This window comes from Novosphingobium sp. ERW19 (assembly GCF_012641315.1).
Lineage (GTDB): Bacteria > Pseudomonadota > Alphaproteobacteria > Sphingomonadales > Sphingomonadaceae > Novosphingobium.
The window spans coordinates 26,311-43,658 of record NZ_JABAIC010000006.1 but is presented as its reverse complement, the minus strand read 5'-3'; the positions used below and the strand labels follow the sequence as shown (position 1 = coordinate 43,658).

Genomic DNA, 17,348 nt, shown 5'->3' with positions numbered 1-17,348 from the left:
GGCTTCTACGCCTGTTCAAAACGCATTGCCAGCCTCATTTGCCATAACTGCCCGAAAGTCGGAGCTATTTGGTTGTCTCGGCCTTACGTAGTTCCGGCGCAGGCGTGATCCCGTACTCCGGCCCCTTTGTCATCACCCATCCCGCGTCGTGCGATGGGACGATAACGAGATCCTCGTTCGCCTTCTTCAGGTCCTTGAGCCCCTTGAGCCAGCCCATGACTGCGGACCGGTCTTCAGGCGCCAGCCAGTCTGCCACGAGGCGCGAACGCGGCGTCGGAATCTCGACATTGGCGGCGAGCGAGGCGGTGTCGCCGGCGAAGATGTACTCCCGGCCCGAGGCGAGACGCACATAGATCATTTCTGAAGCAGGGGTGTGCCCCGGCGTCTGGATCAGCACGACGCCCGGGGCAACCGCCTCGATTGGGGCAAACTTGCGCGGGGTATGCAGCAGCTGGGCATTTTCGCGCCAGAGTGCATTGATATTGCCCATCATTCCTTCGGAAACGACAGCTTTGCCTTCGATGCTCTTGAAGCGGGGGTGATCGAGGAATCCTCCGATGTGATCGATGTGCGCATGCGTGAACAGGATCATCGTGGCGCGATCCATCCAGCCGTCAACCAGTTGCTGCGCCCGGTGCCTGTAGATCTCGAAGCCCATGCTGCGGGCATCGTCTTCCGAGATGCCCGGATCGATCACGATGCCGCCTTTGGGCGTCTCGATCTGCCACGCCGTGATGCCGCTGGTGATCTGCCGCAGGCCGGTGCCTGCAGCCAGCGCGGCGCCCGGAACATCCCGCATCGCCACGGTGGCATAGGTTATGGCCGTGGGCTTGCCGCCCGGCATGGCATCGGCCGCCTTGCGCAGCGCGCCGAGGTCAATCCTGCGGGCCGGCACTTGCGGCCCGGCGTTCACCAGAAGCCAGTAATAGGCGAATCCCAGCGCCGCCAGCAGCACGATCATGAACCTGGAAATCCTGCCCAAGACCTGTCCCCCCGGTCGTGCCTGTGTCAAAACGTCTCTATCCGATCGAGCCCGTGCCGCGCCAGTGCCTGGCGCAGGGCTGCCACATCGTCGCCGTTGCGCGTGAACAGGGCAAGATCGGGGCGGTCGCGATGCCATGACTGGCCCTGCGTGAGGGAGGCAATGCGGCGGGCGATGCCGTCCGATCCATCGACGAACTGAACGCCCGGCCCGAAAGCCTCGGCGAGCTCATCCTGCACCAGCGGGAAATGCGTGCAGGCAAGCACGACGGTATCGATGCGATCGCCGCCGGGCATCTCCTGCAGGGCCTGCGCGGCGCGCTGGTAGATCGCCGGATCGACCGGCTCGCCGCGCAGCTTGGCCTCGGCAGCAGCGACCAGTTCGGGCGCGCCATGGCGCAGGAGCAGCTTGTCGCTGGCGAATTCTGCCTCCAGCCGGTCGACGTAGGCCTGCCGGATCGTGGCAGTCGTGCCGAGCAGGCCGATAACGCCGGTCTTCGTCATCGCTGCGGCGGGCTTGATTGCCGGCACGGTGCCGACGATGGGCACTTCGAGCACTTCGCGCACAGCGGCCAGCGCGATGGTGGACGCGGTGTTGCAGGCGATGCACACCAGCCTTGGCCGAAGACGCTCGGTCAGCCTGCCGAGCAAGCCGGAAACCCGCGCCGCGATCTGGGCCTCGGTCTTGTCGCCATAGGGCAGGCCGGCATTGTCGGCGACGTAGATCACTGGCGCCTCGGGAAGGATGCCGCGCACCTTTTTCAGCACGGACAGACCGCCCACGCCCGAATCGAACAGGAGCAGCGGCGCGGCGGCATCGGGTTGGTGAGAAGCGGTCATCTGCCGGGCTTGTATCGGGAATGGCGACAAAATGGAAAGTGGCCTCTTTCGCTTTTGTGAAGGGACAGGATATGAGCGGGGCGTGGAAACGCTTATGCCCCTGCTCGTCGGCTATCTGCTCGGCTCCGTGCCCTTCGGCCTCGTCCTGACACGATTGACCGGGGGTGGCGATCTGCGCGCCATCGGTTCGGGGAACATCGGGGCGACGAACGTGCTGCGCACCGGCAAGAAGGGTGTCGCCGTTGCAACGCTCCTGCTCGACATGGGCAAGGGGCTGGCTGCGGTCCTGCTGGCGCGGCACTTCTGGCCGGGAAGCGAACCGCTGGCAGCACTGTCGGCTGTGCTGGGCCATTGCTTCCCGGTCTGGCTCAAGTTCAAGGGCGGCAAGGGCGTTGCGACGATGATGGGCGTATCGCTGGGGTTCGCCTGGCCGATCGGCCTCGCTTATGCGGTGGTCTGGCTCGGCGTGCTGTTCGCCAGCCGTATCTCCTCGCTGGGAGGGATGAGCGCCGCGCTCGCTGCTCCGGTTGCAGCGCTGCTTCTGGGCTACACGGCTTACGTTCCGGTACTGGCGCTGCTGGCGCTGCTTGTCCTGTTCCTGCACCGCGAGAACATTGCCCGTCTGCGCGCCGGGACCGAGCCCAGGGTCGGCAGCAAGAAGTGAGCGCTGCGGCTGAAGCCACGCTCTCTCGCGACGAGGCCTTCGCCCGCATCCGCCTGCTGCGTTCGCCCAATATCGGGCCGGTCAGCTACAACCAGTTGCTGCGCCGCTTCGGGACGGCCAGTGCCGCACTCGATGCCTTGCCTGATCTGGCAGCGCGCGGCGGGGCACCGTATCGGCCGGCTGCTGCGGACCGCGTGGAGCGGGAAATCGCCGCGGTCCGCAAGGCCGGTGCCCGCTATCTCTTCCATGACGGGCCTGACTATCCGGCGCTGCTGGCCGAGCTCGAAAGCCCCCCGCCGATCCTGACGGTGCGCGGCGATACCGCCTTGCTGCAGCGGCCCTCGGTTGCCGTGGTTGGCGCACGCAATGCCTCGGCTGCCGCTGTGAAGCTCTCGCGCGATTTCGCGGCGGCGCTGGCTGGCCAGGGTTATGCCGTTGTCTCGGGGCTGGCACGCGGCATCGATGCTGCCGCGCATCGCGGAGCGCTGGCGGGCATGGCGACCGGCGGAGGCACCGTCGGGGTGATCGCCAGCGGGATCGACATCACCTATCCGCCCGAAAACGTGGACCTGCAGGAGCAAGTCGCCTGCGAAGGGCTGCTGATTGCCGAAATGCCGCCGGGTACCGAACCCCTCGCGCGGCACTTCCCGCACCGCAACCGCATCATTGCCGGCCTCGCCACCGGCACGCTTGTGGTGGAGGCCGCGCCCAAGTCCGGTTCGCTGATCACCGCACGCCTTGCGGCCGAGGCCGGGCGCGAGGTCATGGCCATTCCCGGCTCACCGCTCGACAGCCGCTCGCATGGTTGCAACCAGCTCATCCGCGAAGGCGCGATTCTGGTGCAGCGGCCGGAAGACGTGGTGGAACTGCTCACAGGCTTTACCGGCCAGCCGCGGTCAACCTTCCGCGAGCATGCGCCAGACTATGGCGCGGCAGGGGGAGACGAAGCGGCAGACATCGCCGGCCTGTTGACACTGGCCCCGATTGGCGTCGACGAGCTGATCCGGCAAAGCGGAGCAAGCGCGGGGGCGGTGCAGATGGCCTTGCTCGAACTGGAACTGGCAGGTCGTCTGCAACGTCACGCAGCCGGAAGGGTCAGCCTCCTGTCCTGAACGACAGGTCAACCAGCCGCTTGACGAACCGCGCCGCATTTCCCCACCCTCGCGCGTACGTACACGTAAGGACTGCTTTTCATCGCCATGCAGCTTGTCATTGTTGAATCCCCGGCCAAGGCCAAGACCATCGAGAAGTACCTCGGCCCCGGCTTCAAGGTTCTCGCCTCCTACGGTCATATCCGCGATCTCCCGGTAAAGGACGGCTCGGTCCGCCCGGACGAGGACTTCGCGATGGATTGGGAACTTTACGGGGACAAGCAGTCCCGCGTGAAGGCCATCACCGATGCGGCCAAGGATGCCGATCGTCTCATTCTGGCGACCGACCCTGATCGTGAAGGTGAAGCAATTTCTTGGCATGTCAGGGAGTTGCTGAAGAAACGTAAGTCGCTTCCTAAGGAAGTCGAGCGCGTCACCTTCAACGCGATCACCAAGCAGACGGTGACCGATGCGATGAAGCGCCCGCGCGAACTCGACCAGGACCTGATCGACGCCTATCTCGCCCGCCGCGCGCTCGATTACCTGTTCGGCTTCACGCTTTCGCCGGTGTTGTGGCGCAAGCTGCCCGGCGCGAAGTCTGCCGGGCGCGTGCAGTCCGTGGCCCTGCGCCTCATCGTCGAGCGGGAGCGCGAGATCGAGGTTTTCAATGCGCAGGAATACTGGTCGGTCATTGCCCGGCTTGAGCAGGGCGGAACCGAATTTGCCGCACGGCTCGTCAAGTTCGATGGTCAGAAGCTCGACAAGCTGACACTGGGTGACGAAGGCGCCGCGATGAAGGCCAAGGCCGTGGTCGAGGCCGGGACCTTCCGCGTCGAAGAAGTCGAGACAAAGCCCACGCGCCGGAACCCTTATCCACCGTTCACCACTTCGACATTGCAGCAGGAAGCCGCGCGCAAGCTCGGCTTCTCTGCCAGCCATACCATGCGCGTGGCGCAGACGCTCTATGAAGCGGGCGCGATCACCTACATGCGTACCGATGGCGTGCAGATGGACCCGAGCGCGATTTCGGCGGCGCGCAAGGCGATCTCCGACCGCTACGATGGGCATTACCTTCCCGAAAAACCGCGTCATTACGAGACGAAGGCGAAGAATGCTCAGGAAGCACATGAAGCTATCCGGCCGACGGATTTCAGCAAGGATCGCTACGGTTCGGGGGACGAGGCGCGGCTCTATGACCTGATCTACAAGCGCGCGATGGCCAGCCAGATGGCCTCGGCAAATATCGAGCGCACCAGCGTGACGCTCCGCGATGGCACTGGCAAGCACGAGCTGCGGGCGACCGGGCAGGTGGTGAAGTTCCCCGGCTTCCTCGCCGTCTATGAGGAAGGGCGCGACCAGAAGGCCGATGGCGACGACGAGGACGGCAGCCTGCTGCCCTCGCTGAGCAAGGGCGATACGCCTGCCAAGCGCGGGGTCGACGCCACGCAGCACTTCACCCAGCCGCCGCCGCGCTATTCCGAAGCGAGCCTGGTCAAACGCCTTGAGGAACTGGGCATCGGGCGGCCTTCGACATATGCGGCAACGCTGCAGGTGCTGAAAGATCGCAACTACGTTCGGACGGAGAAAAACCGTTTCTTTGCAGAAGAGTCCGGGCGACTCCTGACATCGTTTCTTGAGCGGTTCTTCACCCGTTATGTGGCCTACGAGTTCACTGCAGGCATGGAAGAGGAGCTTGACGATGTGTCGGGCGGGCGTGCCGAGTGGAAGAAGGTGCTTGCCGAGTTCTGGCGCGACTTCAAGCCCAAGTCCGACGAGGTGATGGAGAAGAAGCCGAGCGAGGTGACCGCCGAGCTTGACGAATTCCTGTCCGACTACCTCTTCCCGCCGCGCGAAGACGGCAGCGATCCCCGTTTGTGCCCCAAGTGCGAGGCGGGACGCCTTTCGTTGCGCGGTGGCCGTTACGGGGCTTTTGTCGCCTGCTCGAACTATCCGGAATGCAAGTATACCCGCAAGTTCGCCCAGCCCGGCGGAGCTGACGGCGATGGCGGCGGGGACGGCGTGCTGGGCAAGGACCCGGAAAGCGGGCTCGAGGTTGTGCGCAAGGCTGGCCGCTTTGGTCCCTACATCCAGTTGGGCGAAGGCAAGGAGGCCAAACGTGCGTCGATCCCCAAGGATATCGGCGAACTCGATCTTGAGTGGGCGCTGAAGCTGCTTTCCCTGCCGCGCGAGGTTGGCATGCATCCCGAAACCGGCAAGCCGATCACCGCCAGCATCGGTCGTTACGGGCCTTACCTGGCGCATGAGGGCAAGTACGCGCGCCTCAAATCGACCAGCGAGGTGTTCGAAACCGGCATGAACGCTGCCGTGATGCACCTTGCCGCCGCAGCGGCAGGCGCTGGCGCTCGTGGCGGCAGGACGGCAGCGGAACCGCTCAAGGTTTTCGGGCCGCACCCGACGTCAGGGGGCGAAATCAAGCTCATGGCTGGGCGGTATGGGCCTTACGTGACAGACGGAACCACCAACGCGACCCTGCCCAAGGACAAGCAGCCCGAAGCCCTGACGCTGGAAGAAGCGATCACCCTGATCGACGAGCGGGCGGCCAAGGGTCCGGCCAAGGGAAAGAAGGGCGCGAAGAAGGCTCCGGCCAAGAAAGCTCCGGCAAAGAAAGCGGCACCAAAGAAGGAAGCGGCCGAGAAGCCAGCAGCCAAGAAGCCGGCGGCAAAGAAAGCACCGGCAAAGAAGGCTGCGAAGAGCGCCGAGTAAGCGGGCTACCGGCCGTGCCTTAGCGGCGCGGCCGGTAGAGCCAGTATTCCTTGTTGCCGAGGCGGAGGGCCGCGTAGCGTTCGTAGCTGCGCGCAAGACCCTCGGCCATCATCCGGCGGGTATCAAGGTTGGGCAGGTAGGGTTTTTCGTGTGCTGCTCGGGTCAGGATCACTTCCGGCCGGCTTGCCAGGATGCGGGCCATCTCCTGATGCGGGTCAACGCCCACCGCCGGTGCCTCGACATAGGTGTTGAGGTGGTTCGGGAAAATGCGCGTCGTGGGCAGGCAGGTATTGGTCGTGCGATAGAACGCCAGTTCGCCCTCGAAGATGAACAGGCAGCCGTCGCGCAGCTCCTGTCTGATGGCAGTATCCATCGCCTCATACTCTCTGGTGGAGCCGTGCTGCCGGTACTGGTAGACCATCACCACGATCCCGGCGAACGCCCCGAAGCCGAGGAGCAGCCGGCCATACCAGCGTTCTCCCGGTGCCGTGCGGGCGAGAGCGGGGGCAGCAATCACCGCAAGCGGCATCAACACCGGCGCGACGTAGTGATCGTACCATGTGCCGAACAGCAGGAATCCACCGACCGCAGCGAGGCACCAAACCACGATGACGCGTCTGCTGCTCGCCTGCTCGTCCCCTGCGCCGGCCGTGAGCCTGGGCGCGAGGAAGATAGCCAGCCAGAACGGCGTCAGCACCAGAACTTCCTTGGCGAGCCGCCAATAGGCTTTCCATCCGTCGGAATCCCGTTCGAAGATCGAAACGAAGTTGGCGTAGACGAAGGCATCGAGTTGCCCCATGTGCGCATACCAGAGCGCAGCGGCGGCAGTTGGGGCAAGCGCGACGCCAATCCAGAGCAGGCCGGTTGCAGCCAGGCGCTTGAAGGACCAGACATCGGCAAAGCCGCGCGCCAGCAGGATCAGGCCGAACGCGGCACCTTCGAAGATCACCGTGTACTTGATCTGGATGGCAAGCCCCAGCAGCAGCATGACGAGGCAACCCCGCCAGATCAGCGGGGGGTGCTCAGGGCGCTTGACGCTGTCGACCACGCCCCATGCCGCCATGGCGACAAGCAGGTTGTAGAACACCGGTGCCTGTCCCATGCCGGCATTGAAAACCGGCATGAACAGGACATAGGCGGCGCCAGCCAGCCACGCGGCCTTGGGAGAGGCAATCTCGCGCGCCAGACGAGTCAAGACCATGGCCGTCAAGGTGAAGCTGATACCTGCGCCGACCTGGTAGGCGATCACGGGATCGAACGGTAGCGAAACCAGCGCCTCGTAGAGCAGGAACAGGCCGATCGGCTTGCGGTCCCAGATGTCGACATAGGGCACTGCGCCATCGCGCATGCGTTCGGCGACGAACAGGTAGAACTGCTCGTCGATATGGACGACCGGGTTGCCGAAGAGGAAGCTGCGTGTGACGAGGAAAATCAGGGCGAACCCAGCCGCCTCGACCAGCCAGCCGGGCAAAACCTTCGGCCGGCGCAAGTGCCTGATGGCGGACGGGACAAGCCGGCCGGGCAGCGCGCCTACCGTGGCCGCTGCCAAGACGCCGCCAGTTTCGTTCATGCTCGCACTCCGTCCACCATTGCACCCGGGACGTTAACGGGCGAGCTGCCCGTTCCCTTCGCGCGGGCGACGCTAGGGAGCAAACGTCAATTGTCGACGCCAATTCCGTGCTGCAGTGCAGCAAAGCTAGAGAGGGGCGACAGACCGCCCTCTACGACCGACGAGCCGTTAGTAACGGCGATGGCTCAGTCCAGAAACCGGGCCAGCCCCTCTGCTGCGGCGGCATGACCGGCGCGATTGGGGTGGATCGGGATGCCGTCTCCCGACGGCGCGGTGAGACCGTTGCTCCAGGGATCGACCGAACAAGGCACGTGGCTTTTGGACATCGCTGAAAAACGGAAGACTTCCGCGCCTTCCTCATGCGCGACCCTGGCGGTAAGCTTGGCCAGTCGCTTCGCCGCCGCTCGGCTCTGCTTCATCCGTTCGGCACTGATCGCAACTGAAGTGCAAGTGCCCTTGGGTGGCAGGACGGTGATGTAGTCGACAAACACCACGCGCGCCTCCGGTGCCCGCTGGCGCACTTCTCGGACGATGCGGCGCATGCGCTCTTCGTCGGCCTTCCACACGTCCTCGCCGATGTCGCGCCACTTCTGGCAGCGCGCATCGGGCGTGGTCGCCTGCTCGCAGGCAGCGGCAAAGATATTGCCGACAAAGTTCACGTCGTTGCCGCCGATGGTGATGGTGACAAGCCGGGTTTCGGCGGTGACGCTTTCGATCTGCGCCGGGACTTCCTTCCAAGGGCCGAGCACGTGTTCGGTCGTCGCGCCGCTGCAGGTGGCGTCAACCAGCGAGAGCTTGAGCCTTGCCGCTAGCAGGTTGGGGTAATTCAGTGTGCCCCGGCCACAGCGTGGCGGCGTGCCCGGCGTTGTCGGTCCGACTCCGGGGCCGGCCGCGAACGAGCTGCCCAGCGCCACGTAACGCGCACCTTCAGGCAAGGGCGCAGGCTTGGCGAGGACCGGTGAAGCGGCAAGCGCGAGTGCCGCCATGCCCCAGCGCATCACTTGACCCATTCCAGCCCGATTTCCTCGTAGATCTCCTTGGCGTCGGCCCAGCGCTCGTCCACCTTTACGTGCAGGAACAGGTGGACCCTGGCATCCAGCAGTTGCGAAAGCTCCTTTCGCGCCGCTTCGCCGATGGCCTTGATCTTCGCGCCACCCTTGCCCAGCACGATCGCGCGCTGGGTTTCGCGGGCGATCACGATCTGCTGGTGGATTTCGATCGAACCATCCTTGCGGGTGAGATACTTCTCTGGCCGCACCGTGCTGTCATAGGGAAGTTCATCGTGAAGCTGCCGGTAGAGCTGCTCGCGGGTAATTTCCGCAGCCATCAGGCGCTCGCTGGCGTCAGATACCTGATCTTCCGGATAGTGCCACGCGCCTTCGGGCATGAGCGCGGCAAGGCGCTGCTTGAGTTCGGGCACGCCATCGCCGGTCAGCGCGGAAACGAAGAATACCTCGTCGAACTCGGCCTCTTGCGTCAGCACTTCGGCCATGACCAGCAGCGGTTCCTTCGGCGTCGAATCCACCTTGTTCAGCACCAGAAGCTTGCGTTCCGGCCGCCCTTTCAGCGTCTCGAGAATGGGTTCCAGATAGTCGCGCTTCTTCTTGCGCGCGTCGACCACCAGCAGGATCGCGTCGGCTTCGTGCGCACCGTCCCATGCCGCGCTGACCATGGCGCGATCAAGGCGGCGGCGGGGTTCGAACAGGCCGGGCGTATCGGCAAGAATGATCTGCGCCTTGTCCTCGCCGATATCCTCCAGCGCAATGCCCATGAGGCGCGCGCGCGTCGTCTGCGCCTTGGCCGAAACGATCGCCACCTTCTGGCCGACGAGAGCGTTGACGAGGGTGGACTTGCCGGCGTTAGGTGCGCCGAGGACGGCCACGAGGCCACATTTTTCGGTCATTATTCCAGTTCTTCAGATGAGTTGCGGCCACTGTAGGCCAAATGGGCGCGCACCGCCAGATTTAGCCGAAATCCTGCATGAAGGTGCGGGCGGCGGAGGTCTCGGCCTCCTGCTTGCTGCTGCCGGTGGCGCTGGCCGTGCCGACGCCCCTGACCTCTACCGCAACCGTGAACTTCGCGGCATGGTCCGGACCTTCGCGCGCGACCAGGGTGTAGACCGGGGGCTTGCGCCGGTTTCCCGCCGCCCATTCCTGCAGGGCAGCCTTGGGATGCTTGCGCTGGCCGGTGCCCGTGGCCATCGGCTTGTCCCAAACCTTGCGAACGAAGGCGCGTGCGGCTTCGAATCCGCGCTCCACGAAGAGAGCGCCGATCAGCGCCTCCATCACGTCGCCCAGGATATTGTCGCTTTGCTTCCCGCCGTCATCGCGCGCCTGCTTGCCGAGCCGGATGTGAGAGGGGAGGGCGATATGGCGCGCGACATCGGCGCAGGTTTCGCGGCTGACCAGGGCATTGAGCCGCTGCGAGAGCTTGCCTTCGGCGGCATCGCTCTTTTCATGAAGCCACTCGGCAATGACAAGACCAAGCACCCTGTCGCCAAGAAACTCGAGGCGCTGGTAGTCGCGGGCCTCACCCATCGAGCCATGAGTGAGGGCTTCGATCCAGAGGTCGACGCGCGTCGGTGCGCTCCCGGTCAGATCCGTGAGGTAGCCCAGCGTATCAGGCGAAAGCGCGCTCAGAACGTGCCCCCGATACGGTTCCAGCGCGCCGCGGTGAACCAGGTCCAGGGCAGGAACCAATTGGCGCTGCCATCGGTGGACCACATCATGATCGTGGCACGGCCAACGAGATTTTCCTGCGGGACGAGACCGATGCCGCCGCCTTCCATCGCCGGGAAGCGGCTGTCCATCGAGTTGTCGCGATTGTCGCCCATCATGAACAACTGCCCCTCTGGCACAACGACCGGCACGGTGTTGTCGGCATCACGCTGGCCAAGGTCGAGCACGTTGTAGGTCTTGCCGTTCGGCAGCGTCTCGCGGAATTGCGGGTAATGGCAGGCCTGGCTGCCATCGGCCTCGGTCACGACGAATTCGGCAGAGAGGCAATCGGTGTTCGGGCTGACGGGGATGACGAAATCCTCGACCCGCACCTTGGGTACGGCCTGGCCATTCAGGTGCAGAACGCCGTCGATCATCTGCACGGTATCGCCAGGCAGGCCGATCACACGCTTGATGTAGTCGACATCATTGCCGGGCGGCGCCTTGAAGATCGCAACATCGCCACGCTCGGGCTGGCTGGCAAAAATGCGCTTGGGCAGCAGGGGCGCGCTGAACGGCAACGAATAGCTGCTGTAGCCGTAGGGCCACTTGGCGGCGAGGAGATAGTCGCCGTTCTCCAGCCGCGGCAACATCGATTCAGAAGGGATGTTGAACGGCGAGAAGATGAAGCTGCGGAAAATTGCAACGACGATGACCAGCTTGATCAGGAAGACGGGGAAGCTGTCCTCCTTCTTTTCCTTCTTCAGCTTGGTCGGCGCGGGCGCAGGCGTCGCCGGATCGACCGGGGAGGGGCTGCTGGCTTCGGGCGTGTCGTTCATCGTCGCGGTCATGTTGCCAGCAAGGCCCTTCGTCAAGTGTGTTGTTTGTGTAATACAGCGGGCGAAATACGTCTGCGCAGCTTGCGCGCCGATGAACAGCGCGCTTGGCGCGGCGTCCCCGAGAGGGCATTAGGGCTTTTACGCAGTTGCGAAAGGATGAGGTTGGACATGTCGGCAGGCGAGGCACAGCAGTTTTGGACGGCACTCGAGAAGTTGCCACGGCCAACCCTGAAGACCCTGTTTTCGGATACCGCGCGGCTGTCACGCTATTCGGCCACGCTCGATCTGCCCGGCGGGCCGGTGATCTTCGACTGGTCCAAGACGCACCTTTCGCCGGAAGTCGAAGCCCTGTTCGGCTCGGTTGCCGCCGCGATGGACCTTGAAGGGCAGCGCAATGCGCTGATCTCGGGCGAAAAGATCAACAACACCGAAGGACGCGCGGCCGAGCACACGGCGCAGCGCGGGATCGGCAAGGACGCCAGCGTCGAGGAAGCCGAGGCGTTGCACGCCCGGATGCGGATGCTCGTCGAAGCGATCCATGAAGGGGCGCTCGGCGAAGTGAAGAGCCTGATCCACATCGGCATCGGCGGCTCCGCGCTCGGCCCGGCGCTGGCAATCGACGCGCTGACCCGCGATGGCGCAAAGGTTGCGGTTCATGTCGTGTCGAATATCGATGGCTGCGCGCTTGAAGCAGCGATGAAGGCCTGCGACCCGGAAACGACGCTGATCGCGGTTGCCTCCAAGACCTTCACCACGACCGAAACGATGACCAACGCGCATTCGGCGCTGGCGTGGTTGCGTGAGGGCGGTGTTGCCGATCCCTATGGGCGCGTGATTGCTCTGACCGCCTCGCCTGAGAAGGCCGTCGAATGGGGCGTGGATGAAACCCGCGTGCTGCCTTTTTCCGAGACGGTCGGCGGGCGCTATTCTTTATGGTCCTCGATCGGTTTTCCGGTGGCCATGGCGCTGGGCTGGGAAGGATTTGCCGAGTTTCTCGATGGGGCCGCGGCGATTGACCGGCATTTCATCGACGCCGACCTCACCGCGAACGTCATCGTCCGCGCGGCTTTCGCCGATCTCTACTACACGCAGGTACGCGGCTGCCAGACGCGCGCGGTATTCGCCTATGACGAGCGGCTGAAACTTCTGCCTGACTACCTCCAGCAGCTGGAAATGGAATCGAACGGCAAGAGCGTTCTGGCCGATGGCTCTCCGTTGACGCGCGCCAGTGCGCCGGTGACGTGGGGCGGCGTCGGCACCGATGCCCAGCATGCGGTGTTCCAGTTGCTCCACCAGGGCACGCACCTGATCCCGGTGGACTTTCTTGCGGTCAAGACGCCCGGGCATGACCTCGATCCGGCCCATCACGAGATACTGCTGTCGAACTGCTTTGCGCAAGGGGCCGCGCTGATGGCGGGCAAGGCATCTGACGATGGCGCGCGTGCTTATCCCGGAGACCGTCCTTCGGCGACGATCCTGTGCGAGGACCTCAACCCCGCCACCCTCGGCGCGCTGATCGCGTTCCACGAACACCGCACGTTCGTTTCGGCGGCAATGCTGGGAATCAATCCCTTCGACCAGTTCGGCGTCGAACTCGGCAAGGCGATTGCCAAGCAGATCGAGGCGGGCGGCGGCGCCGGCTTTGATCCGTCTACGGAAGCCCTTCTCTCAGCTGCAGGAATTGGCGGCTGATAGTTCGTCAGGCTAACAATATCCGCTAAATGCCTCTGGTCTTGGGCGAGACCAGAGGCCATATGCGCCTTCACCAACAGGAGCGCATATGGCTGAGCAGGACTCTGGGCAGGACTTCGACTACGATCTCTTCGTGATTGGTGCAGGATCGGGCGGTGTGCGCGCCAGCCGCATCGCCGCGAGCCATGGCGCGCGGGTGGCGGTGGCGGAGGAATACCGCGTCGGCGGGACCTGCGTGATCCGCGGCTGCGTGCCCAAGAAGTTGCTGGTCTACGGATCGCATTTCGCCGAGGAGCTGCAGGACGCGGCCAACTATGGCTGGACGGTCGAGAAGATGACGTTCGACTGGCCGACGTTACGTGACGCGGTTCTGAAGGATGTCGACCGGCTCAACACCGCGTATACGAACACGCTTGAAAACAACAAGGTAGAGCGTTTCCTCGAGCGCGCCGAGGTGGCGGGGCCGAACACCGTGCGGCTGGCTTCGGGCAAGGAAATCAGCGCGAAGTATATCCTGATCGCAACCGGCGCCTGGCCGGTCATGCCGGAATTCGAGGGTAACGAGCATTGCATTACCTCGAACGAGGTGTTCCATCTCGAGAAGCTGCCAAAGCGCGTCGTGATCTCCGGCGCCGGCTATATCGCGATGGAGTTCGCGGGCATTTTCAACGCTTTGGGCTGTCACGTAACGGTGGTAAACCGCAGCGAGACGATCCTGCGCGGGTACGATGAATCCCTCCGGGACCGCCTGCTGCAGATCACCATGGCACGCGGGATCGAGTACAAGTTCAATTGCCCGTTCGACCGCGTGGAGAAGCGCGAGGATGGTTCGTTCGACGTCTACCTTGGCAAGCAACCCGATCCGATCCACGCCGACGTGGTTCTGGTGGCGACCGGGCGCCGGCCCAAGACCGATGGGCTTGGCCTGGAAAACGCTGGAATTACATTGGGTTCGGCGGGCGAGATCCCGGTGGACGATCATGGCAAGACCGCGTGTGACAGCATCTATGCCGTGGGTGACGTAACGAACCGCGTGCAGCTGACGCCGATCGCGATCCGCGAGGGCCAGGCCTTTGCCGACCGCGTGTTCGGCGGGAAGGACACTTCAGTGAGCTACGATGCGATCCCGAGCGCGGTGTTCTCGCAGCCGCCGCTGGCCGGCGTGGGCCTGACGGAAAGCCAGGCGCGCCAGGCTTTTGGTAGCAATATCAAGGTCTACTCGTCCGACTTCCGCCCGATGAAGAACATTTTCGGCCATCGGCCCGAGCGGGGGCTTTACAAGATGATCGTCGATGCCTCGACCGAGAAGGTGCTGGGCATCCACATGATCGGGCCGGACAGCCCGGAAATCCTGCAGGCAGCAGCCATCGCGGTGAAGGCGGGGCTGACCAAGGCGGATTTCGATGCGACGGTGGCGTTGCACCCCTCGATGGCTGAAGAGCTTGTTTTGATGCGATAATCTGGAGAATTGCCCGTTTTCCAACTCTCGCAGGCAAACGGGCAACTCCCCCATGACTCCCCTGCAACTCTGCCGAACGCAGGGCCTGCTTCCGCAGGCTGAACGGTAGCGATTTGCAACCGGACATCTCCGCGCTAACCTCTCGCCAGATCGCCGGTTGGGGAGAGCGGAAAATATGGCTGGCACGGTCCTCGTATCGGGTGGCAGCGGCTACATTGCCGGGTTCATCATCCGCCGGCTTCTGGCCGAGGGGTGGACCGTTCACGCCACCGTCCGCTCGCTGTCCCGCGAGGCGCAGTTGCGGCCCCTGCTTGGCGGGAGTGCCGAGACGCTGCGGTTCTTTGCCGCGGACCTGACCGCCGATGCCGGGTGGGCGGAGGCGATGGCGGGGTGCAGCCATGTCGCCCATGTCGCCTCGCCATTCACCACGACTGCGCCGAAGCAGGAAGATGACCTGATCGTACCGGCGCGCGAGGGAGTGTTGCGGGCGTTACGTTATGCTCGCGATGCGGGGGTTACGCGCTTCGTGCAGACCTCGTCCGTCGCCGCGATTGCCTATGGCCATGGCAAGGGGGTGTTCGAGTTCACCGAGAAGGACTGGACCAATCTCGAGGGCGAGGATGTCTATGCCTATGTGAAGTCCAAGACCATTGCCGAGCGCGCGGCGCGGGACTGGGTGGCCGCCGCCGGCGGGGGGATGGAGTTCGTCTCGGTCAACCCGGCGGCCGTGTTGGGGCCGGTGTGGAGCAATGACTTTTCGCCATCGATCGAAGTGGTCAAGCAACTGCTTTCAGGCGCTTTGCCGGGCTGCCCGGACCTTGGGTTCGGGATCGTCGACGTGCGTGACGTTGCGGACCTGCACGTGCGGGCGCTGACCACGCCGGGCCTGGCGAGCGAACGGTTCATTGCGTCGGGACCGTTCCTCAAGATTGCCGACGTGGCAAAGGTGTTGAAGGAACACCTCGGGCCACAGGCGCGCAAGGTGCCGACGCGCAGGCTGCCCGACTGGCTGGTGCGGACGGTGGCGTTGTTCAATCCGGTGATCCGTCAGGTAACGGGAGAACTCGGCAATGTGCGTGGTGCAAGTTCGGCCCATGCGCAGGAGCGGCTGGGTTGGACGATGCGGTCGGTGGAGGTCTCTATCCTCGACTGTGCGCGGAGCCTGATCGAGCGAGGCGTGGTGAAGGTCTAGATGCCAGCGAACCATTGGTAGCCGGAATGATCCTCCCAGTAGCCGCCTCCGCCGCCGTAGAGACCGGCGAGGGTCTCGACCGCTTCGATCCTCATCACATACTTGGCCTGCTTGTAGCCAAGAGCGCGTTCGACGCGCAGACGGATCGGGGCGCCGTGGCCGACGGGCAGGGGCTGGCGGTTCATGGTGTGGGCGAGGATGGTCTGCGGGTGCAGGGCATCGATCATGTCGATGCTTTCGTAGTACGGCGTACCTGAGAAATCATCTGCACAATGAAAGACAATGTATTGAGCGGATGGGGAAACCTGCGCCTGACGCAGCAGCAGGGCAAGCGGAACACCGGTCCATTCCCCGATGGCGCTCCACCCCTCGACGCAGTCGTGGCGGGTGATCTGCGTGCGCTGCGGCGCGGCCTTAAGTTGGGCGAGGGTGAGGCTGAAGGGGCGGGCGACCTTGCCGCCGATCTCCAGCTTCCAGTCGGCGAAGTTGCTGGCCATGTGGGCCTGATACGCGGGCGAGGCGGGCAGGCGATTGCCGTTCATGCGGAATCTGGGCGAAAGATCGGCGCGGGTGAATTCCGGCGCAAGTGCATTGCGATCCGTCACCAGACGCTGGCCGGAGAGGGTGGCTTTTTCACCTAATGTGAGGACCTTGCGGACAGTCGGGGACGCGGTGATCTTCTCGCACCCGGCCAGAAGCAGGCCGCTGGCACCGACGATGGCGTTGCGCCGCGTGACGAGGGTCATGGACGTTCCTTTCGCGGTGCGGGGAGCCGATACCATCCGGTGACGATCGAGCGAAGTTCGTTGAATGGACCGGCCAGCAAAACCATGAGAAGATGGATGAGGATGAACGCCAAAAAGGCTGTCGCACAAAGGAAATGTATCGATCGCGCCGACTGCCTGCCGCCGAAGATATCGAGCAACCACGGGAAGGCAGCATTCAGCGTGGGCGACATGGTCATTCCAGTGAGCACGACCAGCGGGATCAGTACGAAGATGACGCCAAGGTATGCGATCTTCTGCAAGGGGTTGTAAGCCTTGGCTGCTTCGCCGGTGGGGAACCGCAGGCGTGCATGTTCCTTGATGTCGTGCCACAGATGCGCGAGCTTGCGCTCTTCAGGTTTCAGGGAAAGATCGCGCGACAAGTGCTTTGAAAATAATGCATAAATGACGAAAAGAGTAAGCGATATTACCAGCACCCAGGCGAAGAAGAAGTGCCATTGGCGACCTTCGGCCAAGCTGTAGTAATTGGGGATGGTGACGAGAGGCGGAAAGGCCCGGGTCGAGTGTTCCGTCCATCCCAGGAAGCCGGTCGTATCAAGCTGAAAGCTGCCGAGGCGCAGGAAGCCCTGCTGGCCTTGTCTCCCGATTTCCAGCCATGGCGTTTCGAAGGTGGCGCCGTACTTGCCCCAGTAGAGGCGGGGGTGAGCGTTGAAGATCGTCGCCCCGCTCATCAGCATGGCGAAGATCGTGACCGCGTTGGTCCAGTGCCAGATCCTGACCGGCAACCGCGTGCGATACACCAGAGGGCGCGTCTGCGCCGTTGGTGTAGATTCCTGTGACGTTACGATTGCTGGCGCGGTATCCACGGCGGGGTTCCTGCTCCTGTCCTGCCGACAGAGTGCCACATTCAGCAG

15 protein-coding genes are annotated in these 17,348 nt (G+C 63.9%); 6 read left to right on the top strand and 9 right to left on the bottom strand.

The features are described 5' to 3' along the window. Positions 1 to 64: 64 nt before the first annotated feature. Together HGI46_RS12795 and murI are read right to left on the bottom strand one after the other, a co-directional pair. Positions 65 to 961 carry an MBL fold metallo-hydrolase gene (locus HGI46_RS12795; RefSeq protein ID WP_168904519.1) on the bottom strand — a complete coding sequence of 299 codons (897 nt, stop codon included), beginning with the start codon at positions 959 to 961 and terminating at the stop codon, positions 65 to 67. Between the two features lie 47 nt (positions 962 to 1,008). Further along, the gene (gene murI, locus HGI46_RS12790; RefSeq protein WP_118073678.1) at positions 1,009 to 1,821 is read right to left on the bottom strand and encodes a glutamate racemase; all 813 of its coding nucleotides are present in this window, start codon (positions 1,819 to 1,821) and stop codon (positions 1,009 to 1,011) included. A 94-nt stretch (positions 1,822 to 1,915) separates the two neighbouring features. Here murI and plsY point away from each other — a divergent pair, with 94 nt between their 5' ends. The 3 genes from plsY (at position 1,916) to topA (ending at position 6,300) form a co-directional block, all read left to right on the top strand. Then, a complete protein-coding gene (gene plsY / locus HGI46_RS12785) occupies positions 1,916 to 2,485 on the top strand; it encodes a glycerol-3-phosphate 1-O-acyltransferase PlsY (protein ID WP_168904724.1) in 570 nt (189 codons plus the stop codon). Beyond that, the gene (dprA, locus tag HGI46_RS12780) at positions 2,482 to 3,597 is read left to right on the top strand and encodes a DNA-processing protein DprA (RefSeq protein ID WP_168904518.1); all 1,116 of its coding nucleotides are present in this window, start codon (positions 2,482 to 2,484) and stop codon (positions 3,595 to 3,597) included. The genes plsY and dprA overlap by 4 nt, the downstream gene beginning before the upstream one ends. A gap of 87 nt (positions 3,598 to 3,684) precedes the next feature. After that, positions 3,685 to 6,300 (top strand): type I DNA topoisomerase, encoded by a 2,616-nt coding sequence (gene topA / locus HGI46_RS12775; protein ID WP_168904517.1) that lies wholly within the window; start codon positions 3,685 to 3,687, stop codon positions 6,298 to 6,300. 19 nt (positions 6,301 to 6,319) lie between these two features. Here topA and HGI46_RS12770 read toward each other — a convergent pair whose 3' ends face one another. From HGI46_RS12770 to lepB, 5 genes are all read right to left on the bottom strand, one after another. Beyond that, positions 6,320 to 7,870, bottom strand: coding sequence for a hypothetical protein (locus HGI46_RS12770; RefSeq protein WP_168904516.1), 1,551 nt, complete (start codon positions 7,868 to 7,870; stop codon positions 6,320 to 6,322). Between the two features lie 185 nt (positions 7,871 to 8,055). Beyond that, the gene (locus tag HGI46_RS12765; RefSeq protein ID WP_168904515.1) at positions 8,056 to 8,880 is read right to left on the bottom strand and encodes an SGNH/GDSL hydrolase family protein; all 825 of its coding nucleotides are present in this window, start codon (positions 8,878 to 8,880) and stop codon (positions 8,056 to 8,058) included. Further along, entirely contained in the window at positions 8,868 to 9,773 is a 906-nt protein-coding gene (gene era, locus HGI46_RS12760) for a GTPase Era (RefSeq protein WP_168904514.1), read from the bottom strand. The genes HGI46_RS12765 and era overlap by 13 nt, the downstream gene beginning before the upstream one ends. Positions 9,774 to 9,834: 61 nt before the next feature. Further along, entirely contained in the window at positions 9,835 to 10,533 is a 699-nt protein-coding gene (gene rnc, locus HGI46_RS12755) for a ribonuclease III (RefSeq protein ID WP_168904723.1), read from the bottom strand. Then, positions 10,506 to 11,366, bottom strand: a complete 861-nt coding sequence (gene lepB / locus HGI46_RS12750; protein ID WP_240946749.1) for a signal peptidase I — start codon at positions 11,364 to 11,366, stop codon at positions 10,506 to 10,508. The genes rnc and lepB overlap by 28 nt, the downstream gene beginning before the upstream one ends. A gap of 168 nt (positions 11,367 to 11,534) precedes the next feature. On the opposite strand from lepB, the gene pgi reads away from it, so the two are divergent. From pgi to HGI46_RS12735, 3 genes are all read left to right on the top strand, one after another. Further along, positions 11,535 to 13,058: a glucose-6-phosphate isomerase gene (pgi, locus tag HGI46_RS12745; RefSeq protein WP_168904512.1), complete on the top strand. Its 1,524-nt coding sequence runs from the start codon at positions 11,535 to 11,537 to the stop codon at positions 13,056 to 13,058. A gap of 88 nt (positions 13,059 to 13,146) precedes the next feature. Continuing rightward, on the top strand, positions 13,147 to 14,517 hold the full coding sequence (gene gorA, locus HGI46_RS12740; protein WP_118073685.1) for a glutathione-disulfide reductase: 1,371 nt from the start codon (positions 13,147 to 13,149) through the stop codon (positions 14,515 to 14,517). Between the two features lie 175 nt (positions 14,518 to 14,692). Further along, entirely contained in the window at positions 14,693 to 15,709 is a 1,017-nt protein-coding gene (locus tag HGI46_RS12735) for an NAD-dependent epimerase/dehydratase family protein (RefSeq protein WP_168904511.1), read from the top strand. Here the strand turns inward: HGI46_RS12735 and HGI46_RS12730 are convergent. Together HGI46_RS12730 and HGI46_RS12725 are read right to left on the bottom strand one after the other, a co-directional pair. After that, positions 15,706 to 16,455 carry a molybdopterin-binding protein gene (locus HGI46_RS12730; RefSeq protein ID WP_168904510.1) on the bottom strand — a complete coding sequence of 250 codons (750 nt, stop codon included), beginning with the start codon at positions 16,453 to 16,455 and terminating at the stop codon, positions 15,706 to 15,708. The two genes, HGI46_RS12735 and HGI46_RS12730, sit on opposite strands and share 4 nt — an antisense overlap. Next, positions 16,452 to 17,282, bottom strand: coding sequence for a cytochrome b/b6 domain-containing protein (locus HGI46_RS12725; protein WP_168904722.1), 831 nt, complete (start codon positions 17,280 to 17,282; stop codon positions 16,452 to 16,454). Before HGI46_RS12725 ends, HGI46_RS12730 begins: the two co-directional genes overlap by 4 nt. Positions 17,283 to 17,348 lie beyond the last annotated feature (66 nt).

What these genes read in the sequence shown, in the direction of transcription:
- HGI46_RS12735 (WP_168904511.1), top strand. Translation starts at nt 14,693, where the DNA reads ATGGCTGGCACGGTCCTCGTATCGGGTGGCAGCGGCTACATTGCCGGG.
- topA (WP_168904517.1), top strand. Translation starts at nt 3,685, where the DNA reads ATGCAGCTTGTCATTGTTGAATCCCCGGCCAAGGCCAAGACCATCGAG.
- HGI46_RS12770 (WP_168904516.1), bottom strand. Translation starts at nt 7,870, where the DNA reads ATGAACGAAACTGGCGGCGTCTTGGCAGCGGCCACGGTAGGCGCGCTG.
- pgi (WP_168904512.1), top strand. Translation starts at nt 11,535, where the DNA reads ATGTCGGCAGGCGAGGCACAGCAGTTTTGGACGGCACTCGAGAAGTTG.
- HGI46_RS12730 (WP_168904510.1), bottom strand. Translation starts at nt 16,455, where the DNA reads ATGACCCTCGTCACGCGGCGCAACGCCATCGTCGGTGCCAGCGGCCTG.
- murI (WP_118073678.1), bottom strand. Translation starts at nt 1,821, where the DNA reads ATGACCGCTTCTCACCAACCCGATGCCGCCGCGCCGCTGCTCCTGTTC.
- HGI46_RS12765 (WP_168904515.1), bottom strand. Translation starts at nt 8,880, where the DNA reads ATGGGTCAAGTGATGCGCTGGGGCATGGCGGCACTCGCGCTTGCCGCT.
- era (WP_168904514.1), bottom strand. Translation starts at nt 9,773, where the DNA reads ATGACCGAAAAATGTGGCCTCGTGGCCGTCCTCGGCGCACCTAACGCC.
- HGI46_RS12795 (WP_168904519.1), bottom strand. Translation starts at nt 961, where the DNA reads ATGATCGTGCTGCTGGCGGCGCTGGGATTCGCCTATTACTGGCTTCTG.
- lepB (WP_240946749.1), bottom strand. Translation starts at nt 11,366, where the DNA reads ATGAACGACACGCCCGAAGCCAGCAGCCCCTCCCCGGTCGATCCGGCG.
- plsY (WP_168904724.1), top strand. Translation starts at nt 1,916, where the DNA reads ATGCCCCTGCTCGTCGGCTATCTGCTCGGCTCCGTGCCCTTCGGCCTC.
- gorA (WP_118073685.1), top strand. Translation starts at nt 13,147, where the DNA reads ATGGCTGAGCAGGACTCTGGGCAGGACTTCGACTACGATCTCTTCGTG.